Source organism: Salirhabdus euzebyi, assembly GCF_014207435.1.
Lineage (GTDB): Bacteria > Bacillota > Bacilli > Bacillales > Alkalibacillaceae > Salirhabdus > Salirhabdus euzebyi.
Genome location: NZ_JACHGH010000016.1, coordinates 57,067 through 74,038 on the forward strand (window position 1 = coordinate 57,067; position 16,972 = coordinate 74,038).

Here is a 16,972-nt window from a genome sequence, read left to right on the forward strand (position 1 = left end):
CGTCAATTCACTTTTCTCCTCTTCTCCACTTTTCAAACACTTCTAAGACGTCTTGATTTAACGGTATTTTGGAGCGAGATTGTAGGGTGCTGTGGGATTTCACATCTTCCTTAATTTCTTTTTCAATATTATTCATTTCGATCATTAACTCTCTTGAAGATTTTCTCAGCGCCCCTTGTGCAAAGATTGTCCGTTGCTCTGTATAGTCAGATGTCGCCACATAAACTTGTGTTTTGACATTTTTAACCTGTTTAACTAATTTTTCGATACATTCATCTGCAGTTTCATTTTCTCTCGTATAAATAATTTCAATTCGCCTACTGGTCACTTTTTTTTCCAATCCTCGCACTTCGTATGCATCAAATACGACCATGACACGATACCCTGTATAAGCTTGATATTCTGCTAACCTTTCAACCAAAAGATCCCTAGCTTGAGAAAGATCTTGATCCCGAAGTTGTGATAATTCTGGCCAAGCACCAATGACATTGTAACCATCAACGATTAACACTACCATTAGTTATTCACCTAGAGGATAACGTTTACGGTATACTTCATAAAGTAAAAGACTAGCTGCTACAGACGCATTAAGTGACGTAACTTTTCCTTTCATAGGTAAACGGATAAGCCAATCACATTTATCTCTTACTAGCCTACTTAATCCTTTCCCTTCGCTCCCAATCACTAAAGCTAAAGGCATATCTCCCTTTAACTGCCGGTAATCCTCTTCTCCCTTTGCATCTGTTCCTACAACCCATACATTTTTTTCCTTTAGTTCATCAATTGTTCTTGCTATATTCGTTACACGAGCTACAGGTACATACTCCACCGCTCCTGTCGATGCTTTTACAACAGACTGGGTCAATTGAACCGAGCGTCTTTTCGGAATGATAACACCATGTGCCCCAACCGCATCTGCAGTTCTTAATATGGAGCCTAAATTGTGCGGGTCCTCTAATTCATCTAAAATAATAAAGAACGGGTCTTCTTTTTGTTGTTCTGCCTTCTTAAACAAATCCTCAAGTTCAGCATAATCGTAAGCAGCTACAGATGCTGCAACTCCTTGATGGTTTTGTCCAATTTGCTCGAGTTTCTTTTTCGGAACTTGCTGGACAATGACTCCACTCTGTTTACACAATTGGATAATTTGATAAGCTGCTTGGGGTTTCATATGCTCTAACAAAAAAACTTTGTTTATCGTTCGACCAGATTTCAACGCTTCTATAACAGGGTTTTTTCCAACAATCCATTCTTCCTGCATAACTTTAACCCCTTTCTTCTGTAATTTGAATGGCAGAGTTTATTAGTTCCTCTAACCTAGAAATATGATGATTTAAGTAATGGAAACCTAGTAAAGCCTCAAAGGCGGTACTATGTTTATAAATAATCACGCTCGTGTTTTTAGGGACAGAATTAGACTTAGCATTACGCCCTCGTCTAACTACTCCCTCTTCTTCACTACTCAACATATTTTGTTCTGTCCAAACCCTCAACACTTCCGCCTGGGAAGTTGCAGCAACAAACCTAACCGCTGAGCGGTGTAGTTGCTGCGGGTGCACTTGCCCAGAACGGATTAAATACTCTCTAACATACTTGTCATATATAACATCACCCATATAGGCGAGCGTTAAACTCTTCATTTGTTTAACGTCTAATTTTTTGTCAGACATGCCTATCCTCTTTTCCACCTAGTACCTTGTGGTGTGTCTTCTAGAATAATATTTTTTTCCTTTAGCTCATCCCTTATTTGATCAGCTAAAGCAAAATCTTTATTTTTTCTAGCTTCTATTCTTTTTTCAATTAACTGTTCAACATGTTCATCTAACAGTTGTTCCCCATCTTTTACTTTAATTCCTAAGACGCCTATCAAATCATCAAAAGTGTGCAAAAACTTCTTTATGACGTCTTCAGATGTTTGACTTTCATTTAAATATAAATTGCCTTCTTTCGATAAATCAAAAAGAACAGAAATAGCATTTGCAGTATTAAAATCATCGTTCATTTCCTCTACAAATCTGTTTCTCAATTGCTCTATTTTATTAATCCATTCTTCACCATTTTGAGCAAGGTTTGAACTCGCATCTTTACGGTGTTCTAAATTACTATAGGTCGTTTTAATTCGCTCTAAACCATTTTTTGCACTTTCTAGTAAGGTTTCGCTAAAGTTAATTGGATTTCTATAATGAACACTTAACATAAAGAAACGAACAACATTTGGGTCATGTTCTTTTATAATGTCATTTACGAGCACAAAATTACCTAGTGATTTAGACATTTTTTCATTCTCAATATTAATATATCCGTTGTGCATCCAATAATTTGCAAATCGCTGCCCATTATAAGATTCTGATTGAGCTATTTCATTCTCATGATGCGGAAAAGCTAGATCTTGCCCACCAGCATGGATATCAATTGTATCCCCTAAATACTTTTTTGCCATGGCTGAGCATTCAATATGCCAGCCTGGACGCCCTTCACCCCATGGACTTTCCCAAGAAATTTCGTTTGGTTTTGCTTGCTTCCACAGCGTAAAATCAAGCGGGTCCTGTTTCTTTTCCCCAATTTCAATTCTCGCTCCAGATCTAAGCTCATCAACTGATTGATGGGATAACTTACCGTATTCATCGAATGATCTTGTTTTAAAATAAACATCGCCACCCGCTTCATACGCATAGCCTTTATCAACAAGTCCCTCTATAAACGCAATAATATCATTCATTGTTTCTGTTACCCTTGGGTGATGATTTGCTTCTTTTACGCCTAATGATTGAACATCGTCTTTATAAGCTTTAATAAAACGATCTGCTACCTCAGGAACTTCTTCACCAAGTTCATTGGCTGCTTTAATTAGCTTATCATCAACATCGGTAAAATTAAGAATATAATTCACTTCATAGCCTTGATATTCAAAGTAACGTCGAACAGTATCAAATACAATGGCAGGTCTAGCATTACCTATGTGAATATAATTGTATACAGTAGGTCCGCAAACATACATCTTAACAAGACCTGTTTCTATTGGTTTAAAATTTTCCTTTTGCCGTGTGAGCGTATTATATACTTTGATGGACATAATTTATTTCACTCCTTCTTTTAATTTTTTCAGTTCCTTCTTAAGCTCATCTATTTCTGCTTCCATCGACGTTAATTTATCTGATATCGGATCTGGCAAATTATGATGATCTAAATCTTTTCTTACTTTCTTCCCGTCTTGAATGACGACTTTTCCAGGAATACCAACGACTGTAGAATTATCCGGAATGTCGTGAAGCACAACAGAACCCGCTCCAACTTTTGAATTTTCACCAATAGTAATAGAACCTAAAACCTTAGCACCTGTTGCAATTAAGGCATTATTTTTAACAGTTGGGTGCCTTTTCCCTTTTTCCTTACCCGTTCCACCAAGCGTCACTCCTTGGAATAAGGTAACATTATCACCAATTTCACATGTTTCCCCAATCACGACACCCATTCCATGGTCGATAAAAAAACGACGGCCTATTTTTGCTCCAGGGTGTATTTCAATTCCTGTAAAAAATCGACTAATTTGCGAAATCACTCTTGCTATAAAAAATAGCCTCTTATTGTAACAAGCATGGGCTACCCGATGTGCCCATATAGCATGTAGCCCGGAGTAAGTTAATACTACTTCAAACTTATTACGAGCTGCTGGGTCTTGATCAAAAACAACATTTACATCTTCTTTTAACATCTTAAAAAATCCGCCCATACCTGATCCTCCTTTTTGATTCTGGTTCTTTTCAACATAACAACAATCTGATTTTTAAAAAGAACAAAAGCGCAAGCGCCTTGCTCAGCCTAAGACAGGCATAAGACAAGACCTGCCGTGGCGTTTTTGCCACAGAAGGGATTGACTTATGTCCCGATGGGGTAGGTGCTGGAGCTAGACGCGGCTTCCCAGTGCAGCTAACTTATCCACAAGTCCGAAATTTTATAATTTCCTAAGCAATAAAAAAACGCCCCTGTATTTAAAATACAGAGACGTTATGTACGCGGTTCCACTCTGTTTAGGAAGAATAAAATGAAAAACTTCCTCAACTTTGATCCTATAACGGGGATAACCGCCCTTATTTACTAACTTCAATAAGGGACTCCGAGGTGCATTTCAGAAGGCGTCCTTAGAATCACTTTCAGCCGGTGATGATTCTCTCTGTATAAGAAAAGCCGCTTCTTACTTCTCCTCATTAACGTTCTTTTATTCAACTGCTACTTATACTATATTATAACCTAAAAAAGTTGTGTGTTAATTAATTTGATTTAAAACACTTTGTAATCTAACTTTTACTGTCTCTTTTCCTAATAAATAAATAGCGTTAGGAAGTTCTGGCCCATGGGTTTGCCCTGTAGTAGCAACCCTGATTGGCATAAATAGTTTTTTACCTTTTGCCCCTGTTTCTTTTTGAGTCGCTTTTATAGAAGCTTTAATTTGATCTGGTTCAAATGCTTCAAGCTCATCTAGCTTAGCGAGAAATGCTTCCATCACCGCAGGGACTTGTTCCTCTTTTAGTACTTCCATACTCTCTTCATCATACTCGATTTCTTGCTTAAAGAAAAGCTCTGTTAATTCTACAATTTCTGCCCCATAACTCATTTGTTCTTTGTATAAAGCGATCAGGTTCTCGGCCCATTCCTTTTGGTCCCCTGTCATATTTTCAGGTAGTTTACCAGCCTTAACCAGATGCGGTAAAGCGAGATGAATAACTGTATCCAAATCAGCTGCTTTAATATACTGGTTATTTACCCATTTCAATTTATTCGGGTCAAACACAGCAGGAGATGTAGATAGACGATTGGGGTCAAATATTTCAATAAACTGTTCTTTTGAGAATATTTCTTCTTCCCCTACAGGCGACCAACCAAGCAAGCCAATAAAGTTAAACAACGCCTCTGGCAAGTATCCTAAATCAGCATACTGCTCAATAAATTGAACAATGCTTTCGTCACGCTTACTCAATTTTTTGCGCTCTTCGTTAACGATTAAAGTCATATGACAGAATGTAGGGATTTCCCAACCAAATGCTCGATAAATCATCATTTGTTTAGGTGTATTTGAAATATGATCTTCTCCACGTAACACATGTGTAATTTCCATAAAATGATCGTCAACAGCAACGGCAAAATTATAGGTAGGGGTACCATCTTTTTTAACAATTACCCAGTCCCCAAAATCCGATGATTCAAAATTCACCTTACCTTTTACGATGTCTTGAAAAGAGTATGTCTCATTAGATGGGACACGAAAACGAAGACTTGGTTTTCTACCCTCTGATTCAAATTGCTTTATTTGCTCTTCTGAAAGGTCACGGTGCGCCCCAGAATAACGAGGCAATTCCCCTTTAGCTTTTTGCTCTTCTCTTTCTTGCTCTAACTCATCCTCTGTCATATAACATTTATAAGCAAGACCTTTTTCTAATAGCTCTTCTGCGTATTTTTTATAAATATCTAATCTTTCCATTTGACGGTAAGGGCCAAATCCCCCACCCACATCAATGCTTTCATCCCAATCAATACCTAACCACTTTAAATACTTTAATTGGCTAAGCTCTCCACCTTCAACATTTCTTTTTTGATCCGTATCCTCAATTCGAATAACAAATTTTCCACCTGTATTCCGAGCAAACAAATAATTAAATAATGCTGTACGAGCATTCCCAATATGTAAATGACCTGTTGGACTCGGTGCATATCTTACGCGAATAGTATTAGACATATATATCCCCTTTCTATTTTCCATATGTAATGTATTTGTTTAATCTAGTGATTTTTGTAGCAACACAACTACTTGAGCTGCTATCCCTTCTTTTCGTCCAGTAAACCCTAATTTTTCAGTCGTTGTTGCTTTTACATTTACTTGTGTAACATCCGACTCTAACAGTTTAGCAATATTTTCCCTCATTTGGCTAATATATGGGGCCATTTTTGGAGCTTGGGCAATAATGGTACAATCAATATTCCCTAGCATATAGCCTTTCCCTTTTACCAATTGCCAAACTTGCTGTAATAGTTTTTTTGAATCTGCATCTTTAAAGGTTGGATCTGTATCAGGAAAGTGTTTACCTATATCTCCTTCACCTATAGCACCTAGACAGGCATCAGCTACTGTATGAAGTAAAACATCTGCATCCGAATGTCCAAGCAAGCCCTTTTCATAAGGAATATTTACGCCACCAATTATACAAGGACGTCCTTCAACCAATTGGTGTACATCATAGCCTGTACCAATTCTCATCAAGGTATTTTCCACCTCTCTATGATTCTTTTGCGCTAACAATATTTCTGCCCTTTTGACATCCTCTTGCGTAGTTAATTTAAAATTGTCATAACTACCTTCTACTATATCCAAAGGGTAGCCGTACTCTTCGACCAAAGAAGCATCATCGGTACCGTTGTATCCCCTCTGTTTGGCCTTTTCATGAGCATCCATAATAATAGAATATCGGAAGCCTTGTGGGGTTTGAGCAGCCCATAAATACTTCCTGTCCAAAGTTTTTAAAACACCTTCTTTTTGTGATTTAATCGTATCTGAAACGGCAACAGCAAGTAAAGCTGCTCCAGTTTTCTTCACTTGATCAACTAACTTATGTATGGCTACGCGATTGACAAAGGGCCTTGCTCCGTCATGAATAAGAACATACTCTTTTGGATCACAGGAAAGCAATCCATTGTAAACACTCTCTTGTCGTTCACTACCGCCATCTATTAATTTTTTTATCTTCTTTATTTCATACAATTGTACAAGCTTTTCCATATCTTTTCTTTCCGCTGGATTAACAACTAAAAGAACAGATGTGCAACGAGGGTCATCTTCAAATGTTTGCAATGTATGTATAATTAATGGCTGCCCTGCAAGGTGTAAAAATTGCTTGTTTTTACCTACATTCATTCGTTTACCTTGCCCAGCAGCTAAAACAATTACTTGGTATGTATCCATTATTTTTAAACCGCCTTATGAAAGCTGTCTTTTTAGCTTTTACTATTCAAATAAAAATTCTATACTTTCTCAGGACAAAAAACAACAAAAGCGATAACAATATGTTATCACTTTTGTTGTACCTTTTCTTCGTTCTTTTTTATGCCTTCCCTTGTATCAAGCTAAGGGAATCAATGAATTTAATTTATAATGCCTTTTCAAGTAGCTTTGGTTTAGCAAAAATCATTCGCCCTGCTGAAGTTTGCAGCACACTCGTTACAAGAACTTCAATGGTTTTACCAATGTAGTCTCTACCTTCTTCCACAACAATCATTGTTCCGTCATCTAAATAAGCAACTCCTTGCTTATCTTCTTTTCCATCTTTAATAACGTGAACGTTTAATTCCTCACCTGGAAGGACTACAGGTTTTACCGCATTTGCTAAATCATTAATATTTAACACTTCTACATTTTGAAATTCACAAACTTTATTTAAGTTAAAATCATTCGTTACTAAAATACCAGATAATTTCTTGGCGAGTTTAACAAGTTTACTATCAACCTCGTGAACTTCTTCAAAATCCCCTTCATAAATCTGAACTCCAACTGCAATTTCCTTCTGCATACGATTTAAGACATCTAAACCACGTCTACCTCTATTTCTTTTCAATACATCTGACGAATCGGCAATGTGTTGCAATTCTTCTAAAACAAACTGTGGTATGATCACGGTTCCTTCTAAAAATTTAGTTTGACAAATATCAGCAATTCGACCATCAATAATAACACTAGTATCTAAAATCTTAGGTTTTATATCTGCATAATCTTCCGTATTGTCGTCTTCATTTTGTTTACGTTTATCTTTTCTTGAAGTAGCAAGTAAACTAACAAATTCATTTCTTCTTTTAAAACCAACCTGGAAACCTAAATAACCTAAAATAACGGTTAGAAATATCGGGATTACCTGTGACACAAGTTGAATTTGAATATCCTGTAATGGAATATTTATTAAAAATGCAATAATAAGGCCAATGGTTAGCCCAATACTACCAAACAGTAAATCAGCCACTGGAGCCTTCACTAATGTTTCTTCTACCCATCTTAAAAAATCAACAATATAGTCCACAAACCAGAATGTAGATAAGAATAATATAATAGCACCTAATACCACTCCGACATATGGAGAAACAAACCAGCTTGGGCTCTCTAAGCCAATTAACTTCAACATGTCAGGTACGTATAGATATCCTATTGTACCGCCCGCTATTAATATAAATAGCTGAATAATCTTTTTCAGCATAACGGTCACCTCCTGTCAGCTAGTATTACCAAAAATTACACCTATCATAAGTAAAAAATATTTATATAATTTAAAAAATACAAATATATGGTAGTTATCAATTATAGCACGGCAAAAAAACTTAGTCAAAATAATAAAACAGATAATTTTAACACTGAAATTACAATGTGTCAATTTTATTACAAATCAAATATGTCTATCGACAAACAACTGTTCTTGTATACGATTTAATCCTTCTTTTATTTTATTTGCACGAACTTCCCCAATTCCATCGACTTTCACTAAATCATTAAGGGATGCTTTTACAATTGCATTAAGTGAGCCAAAATGATCAATTAATGACTTTATTATCGAGCTAGGAAGTCTAGGGATTTTTTGCAAAATACGATATCCTCTTGGTGTAACTCCCTCTTCTACACTAGTTGTTGGATGATATCCAAGAAGCTTTATGATTGATGTATCATCAATTAATTCCGTGCCGGAAGTTTCTTGCATTTTATTTAAAATGATAGTTGCATTCACAACATCATCCTGACAATAATCTTTTATTAGTAGTCCGCCCTCTTCCTCTATGTTTGAAATTAATTCCGTTAATTGTAGTTGGATTAAGCGTCCTTCTGTACCTAACTCATTCACATATGCTAATATTTCATTTTTAATTCTTAATACCATTTCTACTCGGTGCATGACTTGCACGATTTCTGTAAAAGTTACAAGCTGCTCAAATTCTAACGCACCTAAATTCGTTAACCCCTGATCTAGTTCATTCTTATATTTTTCTAACGTTTGTATAGCTTGGTTAGCTTTCGTTAGAATAACGCCCATCTCTTTTAACGCATAACGAATCGAACCTTTATAAAGAGTAATAACATTTCGACGTTGTGATATGGCGATAACAAGATGACCCGTTTGCTTTGCTACACGTTCTGCTGTGCGATGTCTCATACCTGTTTCAAAGGAATCAATTCGAGAGTCTGGCATTAATTGGGCATTTGCAAATTTAATTTCAGTACCATTTTCACTCAAAATGATAGAACCGTCCATTTTTGCAAGTTCGTACAAATAAGCTGGGGAAAATGGAGCACCAATTGCAAACCCTCCGTCTACAAGTCCTTGCATTTTTTCGTTATACCCTACAACAATTAAACCACCTGTTTTTGCTCGTAATACATTATCTATACCTTCTCTTAATGGTGTCCCAGGAGCTACGAATTTCAAGATATCTCGGATGACTGAATCATTCTTACTTTCCATCAAGAACCTCCTAAAGAAACTTTTAATGCCTCCTGAACAGATTGAACTCCTATTACTTCAATTGAAGAAGGCGCAGACCAACCAGTTAAATTTTTTGTTGGAACAATCGCTCTTTTAAATCCAAGTTTTGCCGCTTCTTGAACACGCTGTTCAATACGAGAAACTCTTCTTACTTCTCCTGTCAGTCCAACCTCACCGATTAAAACATCATCTGGTTTTGGTGCTTGATCCCGAAAACTAGACGCGATACTAACAGCTACAGCCAAATCGATTGCCGGTTCATCTAACTTCACACCACCCGCAACTTTAACATAAGCATCTTGGTTTTGGAGTAAGAGTCCTGCTCTTTTTTCAAGCACAGCCATTAATAGTGGCACTCTGTTATGGTCCAACCCTGTTGCCATTCTTCTCGGATTACCAAAACTTGAAGGAGAAATTAAAGATTGAATTTCTACCAATACTGGTCTCGTACCTTCCATCGAAGCTACAATAGTTGAGCCAGCTACTCCAGAAGAACGTTCTTCTAGAAAAATTTCAGAAGGGTTTGTTACTTCTATTAATCCTTCCTCTTTCATTTCAAATATACCCATTTCGTGTGTACTACCAAAACGATTTTTGACACTTCTTAAAATTCGAAAGCTATGGTGACGCTCGCCCTCGAAATATAAAACTGTATCCACCATATGCTCTAATAACCTTGGTCCTGCAATCGATCCTTCTTTCGTCACATGACCTACGATAAATATAGGAATTCCGTTACCTTTTGCAAGTCTCATCAATTCTGCTGTTGACTCTCTTACTTGAGATACACTTCCTGGAGCTGAAGTAATTTCACTATGATAGACGGTTTGAATGGAATCAACTACTACAATAGATGGAGACATTTCTTCTATAGCATTCCCTAGTTCCTGTAAGTTTGTTTCTGACATAACATATAAATTTTCAGATTTTATTTCTAATCTGTCGGCTCTAAGTTTTGTTTGTCTAACGGATTCTTCACCTGATATGTACAGGACCTTTAGGTTTTTTTCAGCCAGTTGTGAGGAAATTTGTAACAATAGTGTTGATTTTCCAATACCCGGATCTCCACCAATTAAAACCAAAGAGCCTGGCACAATTCCTCCGCCTAACACTCGATTAAACTCTTTCATATCTGAAGTAATACGACTTTCTTTTTCCATTTCAATCGTCGTAATGCTTTCGGGTTTTCCGACTTTTTTGTTTACATCCGTAGACAATCCACGATGGCGAGTTGTTTTTATTTCCTTTTCTTCAACCATTGTATTCCATTGATTACATGCTGGACACTTCCCCATCCATTTTGGTGATTCGTAACCACATTCCTGACATACATATTTTATTTTAGTTTTAGCCATAATATCCTCCCTTTTTACGAACCCCATAAAGAAAAGCCAGTAGGATGATGAATTTTAAAAACTTCACCATACATACGAACCCGCAAAAATTTTGTTTCTCTTTTCTTCTACTTATTACATTAATGATAGCGAAAACAGAAAAAAATCGGAAGGCCGAGACCTTCCGATACAGGAAAAATTTAAAGCAGTTAAATAATTGGAAAATTACTTTTACCACTTATTTAACGACAATATTTCCTTCTTCATTTACATCAATATTGATCTTCTTACCTTTTTTAATTGTCCCTTTTAACAACTCTTCAGAGAGGAAGTCTTCAATATTCTTTTGAATAGATCTTCGTAAAGGCCTTGCTCCGTACTCTAGATCAATACCTTCTTTAGAAATTTTTTCTATTACTTTATCTGATAATGTAAAGTCAATATCTTGTTCAATGAGACGTTTACGTAATTGTTCAACCATAAGGAGAACAATTTTTTGTAAATGTTCTTTTTCTAAAGAATGGAACACAATCATTTCATCTATACGATTTAGAAACTCTGGACGGAATGCCTTTTTCAATTCATCCATTACTTTTGATTTCATGGATTTAAAGTCTTGTTGTTCATCACCTAAGTTAAATCCAACATATTTATTGCGACGTAGTTCATGAGCACCAACATTAGAAGTCATTATTAATACAGTATTACGAAAATCTACTGTACGACCTTTAGAATCTGTCAATCGACCATCTTCTAACACTTGAAGCAAGATATTAAATACTTCCGGATGAGCTTTTTCCACTTCATCAAGTAATACAACAGAATAAGGCTTTCTACGGACTTTTTCTGTTAATTGTCCACCTTCTTCATAACCAACATATCCTGGAGGAGACCCTACTAAACGAGAAGTGGAATGTTTCTCCATATACTCTGACATATCTATTCGGATCATAGCATCTTCATCACCAAACATAGAAGCAGCCAACGCACGAGCTAATTCCGTTTTACCTACTCCTGTTGGCCCTAAGAAGATAAAGGAACCAATTGGTCTTTTGGGATCTTTTAGACCAGCACGTGCCCTCCTAATTGCCTTTGACACTGCTTTTACAGCTTCATCTTGCCCAATTACTCGATCATGCAAAGTTTCTTCTAAATTTAACAAACGCTCCGTTTCATCCTTCGCAAGCTTAGACACCGGCACTCCAGTCCAAACAGAGACAACACTAGCGATATCCTCAATGGAAACCTCTGAGCTTTCTTGCCCTTGTTTTTCCTTCCATTCGCCTTTCGTTTTTTCTAATTGCTCCCGTAAGCGCTGTTCGTTATCTCGTAAAGAAGCAGCCTTTTCAAACTCTTGACTCTGAACTGCAGCATCTTTTTCTTTGCGGACATCTTCTAAATTTTGCTCTAACTCCTTTAAATTCGGTGGAGCCGTGTATGATCGTAAACGCACTTTTGACGCGGCCTCATCAATTAAATCAATAGCTTTATCTGGTAAAAATCTATCTGTAATATAACGGTCTGAAAGCTTAACTGCCTGTTCAATAGCTTCATCTGTAATTGTTACCCGATGGTGCGCTTCGTAACGGTCACGAAGTCCTTTTAAGATTTGAACAGATTCCTCCATAGTCGGTTCGTCTACTTGAATAGGTTGGAAACGACGCTCTAGTGCAGCATCTTTTTCAATATACTTACGATACTCATCTAACGTAGTCGCACCGATACATTGTAGCTCGCCTCGCGCTAAAGATGGTTTTAAAATGTTGGATGCGTCAATTGCCCCTTCTGCACCACCAGCTCCGATTAATGTATGGAGTTCATCAATAAATAAAATGATATTTCCAGCTTGACGAATTTCTTCCATCACTTTCTTCAAGCGGTCTTCGAATTCACCACGATATTTCGTACCAGCTACAACCGTACCCATATCTAAAGTCATTACACGCTTATCACGTAAAATTTCTGGGATTTCATTATTTACAATTTGCTGTGCTAATCCTTCTGCAATTGCTGTTTTACCTACCCCGGGTTCACCTACAAGAACTGGATTATTCTTTGTACGTCTACATAGTACTTGAATTACTCTTTCAATTTCTTTACTTCTACCAATAACAGGATCTATGTTATCCTCTCTAGCAATTGCAGTTAAGTCTCGAGCCAAGGAGTCTAATGTTGGTGTATTTGCATTGGATGATTGGCGTCCTCCTCTAGGACTTGTAGTGGACTCATTACTTCCTAGTAGTTGCAACACTTGTTGTCTCGCTTTATTTAAACTTACCCCTAAGTTATTTAAAACTCTTGCAGCAACGCCTTCTCCTTCACGTATTAAACCTAGTAGGATATGCTCTGTACCTACATAAGAATGACCGAGCTTTCGCGCTTCATCCATGGATAGCTCAATTACCTTTTTAGCGCGAGGAGTATAGTGAATCGTTTGGCTTGTTTTTTCACCTGTACCAATTAGCTGCTCCACTTCTTGCTGGATTTTTTCTGAGGCAACGTCTAATGAAACCAATGCTTTAGCTGCAATACCTTCCCCTTCTGTCACAAGTCCTAGTAAGATATGTTCTGTACCAATATTATTATGCCCTAGTCTCATTGCTTCTTCTTGTGCGAGTGCTAATACTTTTTGTGCTCTTTCTGTAAAACGTCCAAACATCATAGACTTTTCCTCCTACTCTTTTTCTAAATTTAGCCTCTCCCGAATTAATGTAGCTCTTCTTACATCTCTTTCTTCCGGGCTAAGTATTTTTTTTGCGTACTGTTGTAAAAATCCTGGCTGTGTTAAAACCATTAATTCATTTAATATTGTATTGGATACATTTTGAATTAATCCAAGATCAATACCTAATCGGACATCAGATAAACATTTAGATGCTTCTTTAGACTGTATTATTCTACTATGGGCTAAAACACCATAAGAACGAAAAACTTTATCTTCAAGCTCAATGCCAGAGTCATTTAAAATGCGATTTCTCGCATTTCTTTCTTGCTCTATTAGCTGCTGTACGACACTTTTTAAATCTTCTACAATATCCTTTTCAGACTTACCTAATGTTATTTGGTTTGAAATTTGGAATATATTCCCTAGCGCCTCGCTGCCCTCTCCATATATTCCCCTTACCACTAACCCTAGTTGGTTAATTGCTGGTACAATTCGATTCATTTGTTGGGTGATAACTAAAGCTGGTAAATGCATCATCACGGATGCTCTCATTCCTGTACCAACATTTGTAGGACAACTCGTTAAATAACCTCTATTTTCATCAAAAGCATAATTAATCTTTTCTTCTAACCAATCATCAAACGTTGAGGCATGCTCCAACGCATTTTCTAACTGAAATCCAGGATAGTAAAGTTGTATACGGATATGGTCTTCCTCATTAATCATTACCGAAACTTGCTCATTTTGTGAAATTAAAACTGCCCCTGTTGAATTGTTTTCTGCCAAATTAGGGCTAATTAGATGTTTTTCAACTAAGACCCTTTTTTCAACAGGTTCTAACTCTGCCATCCTAACAAGTTCAAAGTCTTGATAGGTCCCAAAGGATTGATGTTTAAAGTTATCCTCGAACACATCTAAAACATTTTGTAAATCGTCTTCCTCTGCAACTATAGAAAATGGTATATCCATGAAGTTTCGAGCTAACCTAATTCGACTACTTAGGACTATGTCACTATCGTCCCCTTCTTCTTTTAACCAAGGACTAATTGCTTCATTGATAAAGTTTTGTAATGACATTATGAATCACCATCCCTGTCATTCCTTAGTTTCTTTTCCAACTCCCTGATTTGATCCCTTGCCTTTGCCGCCTCTTCAAATTCTTCATTCTGAATTAATTCTTTCAGTTTTACTTTATGCTCATTAATTGTTTTTCTTAAATGTATGGCGTCGCCCGCTCTTTTAGGTATCTTCCCATCATGTTTTGTGTTACCACTATGAACCCTGCGAAAAATTGGATGTAAATGTTCATTGAATGTTGTGTAGCAATTTGCACAGCCAAATTTTCCGGTTTTCGTAAATTCATGATAAGTCATTTCACATTTTTCGCACTGTAAACTATTCTTCGGGTTATAGGAGGTAGACTGACTCCCAGATAATGAGGGTGCCGAGTCAAAATTAAATAAACCTGAAAGTAAACTATGCAAGGAAAAGTTATGCTCACCATTATTCATATAACCTTTTTCCTGTGCACAATACTCGCATAAGTGAACTTCCGTTTTATGCCCATTAATAACTTGAGTGAAATGTAGTGTTGCTGACCTTTTTTCACATTCTTGGCACTCCATTTAACTCATCCCCCTTACTGTCTATATTTAAGTACGTCTAGCATAGCAATTAAAATATTTGACCTTAATTCATCCCTAGCAGGTAATTGTATGGATATAACATTTCTATCCATTACACTTAGCATCATTTTCGCTTCTCTTTTACTTATAATCTCTTCTTCTAGAAGGCGTTCCACTACATCAAAACTTGCCTGTTGTGATATTTTAGGTTGAGCTAAGTTAATTATATGATCAATCAAGGCTACCTTACTCTGAGGTTTTACACGTATGATACGAATATATCCACCACCGCCACGCTTACTTTCGACTATATATCCTTTTTCGACTGTAAACCTAGTATTAATCACATAATTTATTTGTGAAGGAACACATTGAAAACGATCTGCAACTTCATTTCTTTTGATTTCAATTGTATCTTGTTGACTAGACTTAATAATATTCTTTAAATACGTTTCAATTATGTCGGATATATTCCGCATCTTCCCTCCTCCTTAACATGAAAAGCAAAGTTTGACTTTGACTATCTTTGACTATACTTTTATTATATCCACAATATGTATACTTGCAAACTTTTTGCATGTGATTTTTATTTACGGCCTAGAAACAAATGAACTACCTACTATAGGATTACCTATTTTTGTATCAACAAAACTTCTCTTTGAAGTAAATATCCAAAAGGTGTATATATTTAATAAAAACTCTACTTCTTGCAGTGAACATGATTAGGTCTCTATCAGACTTATCTCCGAGGTACTCCTAATTCAGCAAATTTACTGTTGTATACATCTCCACTAGAAATTTGAAGCAACAAAAAATCCCCTTGTCCTTATTTTATATAAGACAGGGGGAACTCATGATTCATTTATCTTTTTTCATAAACATACTTTATGTGGTCAACTTTAGTTAACTCATCTATGAAATCGCTTCGTTTAATATCATGCTCTTTTTCTTTTTCTAACTCAATAAATAAAAATCTTTCTTCTGCGCTTTCATTTTCAATTTCCATTTTTCGAATAATAAGATTAAAATCATCAAAGACCTTTAAAACTTCTGCTAATTGTGCTTCCTTTTTTAAGATTAACCGAATACGCCTTTCCCCTTTACTTTTTGAAAAGCGTTGTTCTGCACGGTTTAAAAAGATAAGGCTTGATAAAACGACAACAGTTGTTAAAACCGCTGGACCATACATCCCGGCACCAATAACTAGTCCTAATCCTGCCACTGTCCATATAGATGCTGCAGTAGTCAAACCTCTAATTGTCATTCCATGTACCATAATTGTCCCAGCACCTAGAAAACCAATACCACTAATTACATAAGAGGGTATCCTTGCAGGATCAAACCGGATATTATCAAATTTCTCTATATATTGATCAAATCCATATATAGATAGAAGCATCATCAAACAAGCTCCAACACCAACTAATATATGTGTCCGAAATCCTGCAGAATGATTTTTCAACTCTCTTTCAAATCCAATAATGCCGCAAAGTACTGCAGCCAATATTATTCTAAATGTCATAATATCAAAATGATTCCCAAACCAATCTGTGAACTGCCCCATAATATCCTCCCTCTTCACTATTTGCTGTGCTTGTTCTATATATATATTTTATTAAGTATATCATTCATTATTAAAACTTTATGTAAATAAATCATTCCATTAATATTAGTTCCTCATATCTAAATATTTAAGCGTAGCTTTAAAAACACAAAAAAGCCAAGAAGAAATAATTCTCCTTGACTCTTTGCCCAGCAGCGTCCTACTCTCGCAGGGGAAGAACCCCAACTACCATCGGCGCTGGAGAGCTTAACTTCTGTGTTCGGAATGGGTACAGGTGT

At 36.4% G+C, this 16,972-nt stretch carries 15 protein-coding genes, 1 rRNA gene and 1 other annotated feature; all 16 genes read right to left on the minus strand.

Annotated features, from left to right (window positions below; translation table 11 throughout):
- Positions 1 to 7 precede the first annotated feature (7 nt).
- Entirely contained in the window at positions 8 to 517 is a 510-nt protein-coding gene (locus tag HNQ94_RS18215; RefSeq protein ID WP_174497621.1) for an NYN domain-containing protein, read from the minus strand.
- A 3-nt stretch (positions 518 to 520) separates the two neighbouring features.
- Positions 521 to 1,261, minus strand: a complete 741-nt coding sequence (gene rlmB, locus HNQ94_RS18220) for a 23S rRNA (guanosine(2251)-2'-O)-methyltransferase RlmB (protein WP_174497620.1) — start codon at positions 1,259 to 1,261, stop codon at positions 521 to 523.
- Positions 1,262 to 1,265: 4 nt separating this feature from the next.
- Positions 1,266 to 1,670, minus strand: coding sequence for a Mini-ribonuclease 3 (locus HNQ94_RS18225; protein WP_174497619.1), 405 nt, complete (start codon positions 1,668 to 1,670; stop codon positions 1,266 to 1,268).
- 2 nt (positions 1,671 to 1,672) lie between these two features.
- Positions 1,673 to 3,073, minus strand: coding sequence for a cysteine--tRNA ligase (gene cysS, locus HNQ94_RS18230; protein WP_174497618.1), 1,401 nt, complete (start codon positions 3,071 to 3,073; stop codon positions 1,673 to 1,675).
- A 3-nt stretch (positions 3,074 to 3,076) separates the two neighbouring features.
- Positions 3,077 to 3,730: a serine O-acetyltransferase EpsC gene (gene epsC, locus HNQ94_RS18235; RefSeq protein WP_174497617.1), complete on the minus strand. Its 654-nt coding sequence runs from the start codon at positions 3,728 to 3,730 to the stop codon at positions 3,077 to 3,079.
- Between the two features lie 265 nt (positions 3,731 to 3,995).
- Positions 3,996 to 4,218: a binding site (T-box leader), on the minus strand.
- 46 nt (positions 4,219 to 4,264) lie between these two features.
- Positions 4,265 to 5,731, minus strand: coding sequence for a glutamate--tRNA ligase (gene gltX, locus HNQ94_RS18240; protein ID WP_174497616.1), 1,467 nt, complete (start codon positions 5,729 to 5,731; stop codon positions 4,265 to 4,267).
- Between the two features lie 39 nt (positions 5,732 to 5,770).
- Positions 5,771 to 6,952 carry a bifunctional 2-C-methyl-D-erythritol 4-phosphate cytidylyltransferase/2-C-methyl-D-erythritol 2,4-cyclodiphosphate synthase gene (locus HNQ94_RS18245; protein WP_174497615.1) on the minus strand — a complete coding sequence of 394 codons (1,182 nt, stop codon included), beginning with the start codon at positions 6,950 to 6,952 and terminating at the stop codon, positions 5,771 to 5,773.
- Positions 6,953 to 7,136: 184 nt separating this feature from the next.
- Positions 7,137 to 8,231, minus strand: coding sequence for a PIN/TRAM domain-containing protein (locus HNQ94_RS18250; RefSeq protein ID WP_174497614.1), 1,095 nt, complete (start codon positions 8,229 to 8,231; stop codon positions 7,137 to 7,139).
- Positions 8,232 to 8,417: 186 nt separating this feature from the next.
- The gene (gene disA, locus HNQ94_RS18255; protein WP_174497613.1) at positions 8,418 to 9,485 is read right to left on the minus strand and encodes a DNA integrity scanning diadenylate cyclase DisA; all 1,068 of its coding nucleotides are present in this window, start codon (positions 9,483 to 9,485) and stop codon (positions 8,418 to 8,420) included.
- The gene (radA, locus tag HNQ94_RS18260; protein WP_174497612.1) at positions 9,485 to 10,861 is read right to left on the minus strand and encodes a DNA repair protein RadA; all 1,377 of its coding nucleotides are present in this window, start codon (positions 10,859 to 10,861) and stop codon (positions 9,485 to 9,487) included. The genes disA and radA overlap by 1 nt, the downstream gene beginning before the upstream one ends.
- 217 nt (positions 10,862 to 11,078) lie before the next feature.
- Entirely contained in the window at positions 11,079 to 13,502 is a 2,424-nt protein-coding gene (gene clpC, locus HNQ94_RS18265) for an ATP-dependent Clp protease ATP-binding subunit (RefSeq protein WP_217423895.1), read from the minus strand.
- Positions 13,503 to 13,514: 12 nt separating this feature from the next.
- Positions 13,515 to 14,582 carry a protein-arginine kinase McsB gene (mcsB, locus tag HNQ94_RS18270; RefSeq protein WP_174497611.1) on the minus strand — a complete coding sequence of 356 codons (1,068 nt, stop codon included), beginning with the start codon at positions 14,580 to 14,582 and terminating at the stop codon, positions 13,515 to 13,517.
- The gene (gene mcsA / locus HNQ94_RS18275) at positions 14,582 to 15,130 is read right to left on the minus strand and encodes a protein-arginine kinase activator protein McsA (protein ID WP_174497610.1); all 549 of its coding nucleotides are present in this window, start codon (positions 15,128 to 15,130) and stop codon (positions 14,582 to 14,584) included. Before mcsA ends, mcsB begins: the two co-directional genes overlap by 1 nt.
- A 14-nt stretch (positions 15,131 to 15,144) precedes the next feature.
- On the minus strand, positions 15,145 to 15,609 hold the full coding sequence (locus tag HNQ94_RS18280) for a CtsR family transcriptional regulator (RefSeq protein WP_174497609.1): 465 nt from the start codon (positions 15,607 to 15,609) through the stop codon (positions 15,145 to 15,147).
- A 383-nt stretch (positions 15,610 to 15,992) separates the two neighbouring features.
- On the minus strand, positions 15,993 to 16,694 hold the full coding sequence (locus tag HNQ94_RS18285; protein WP_246200069.1) for an MgtC/SapB family protein: 702 nt from the start codon (positions 16,692 to 16,694) through the stop codon (positions 15,993 to 15,995).
- Between the two features lie 186 nt (positions 16,695 to 16,880).
- Positions 16,881 to 16,972 (minus strand): 5S ribosomal RNA (gene rrf, locus HNQ94_RS18290); the annotation flags it as partial.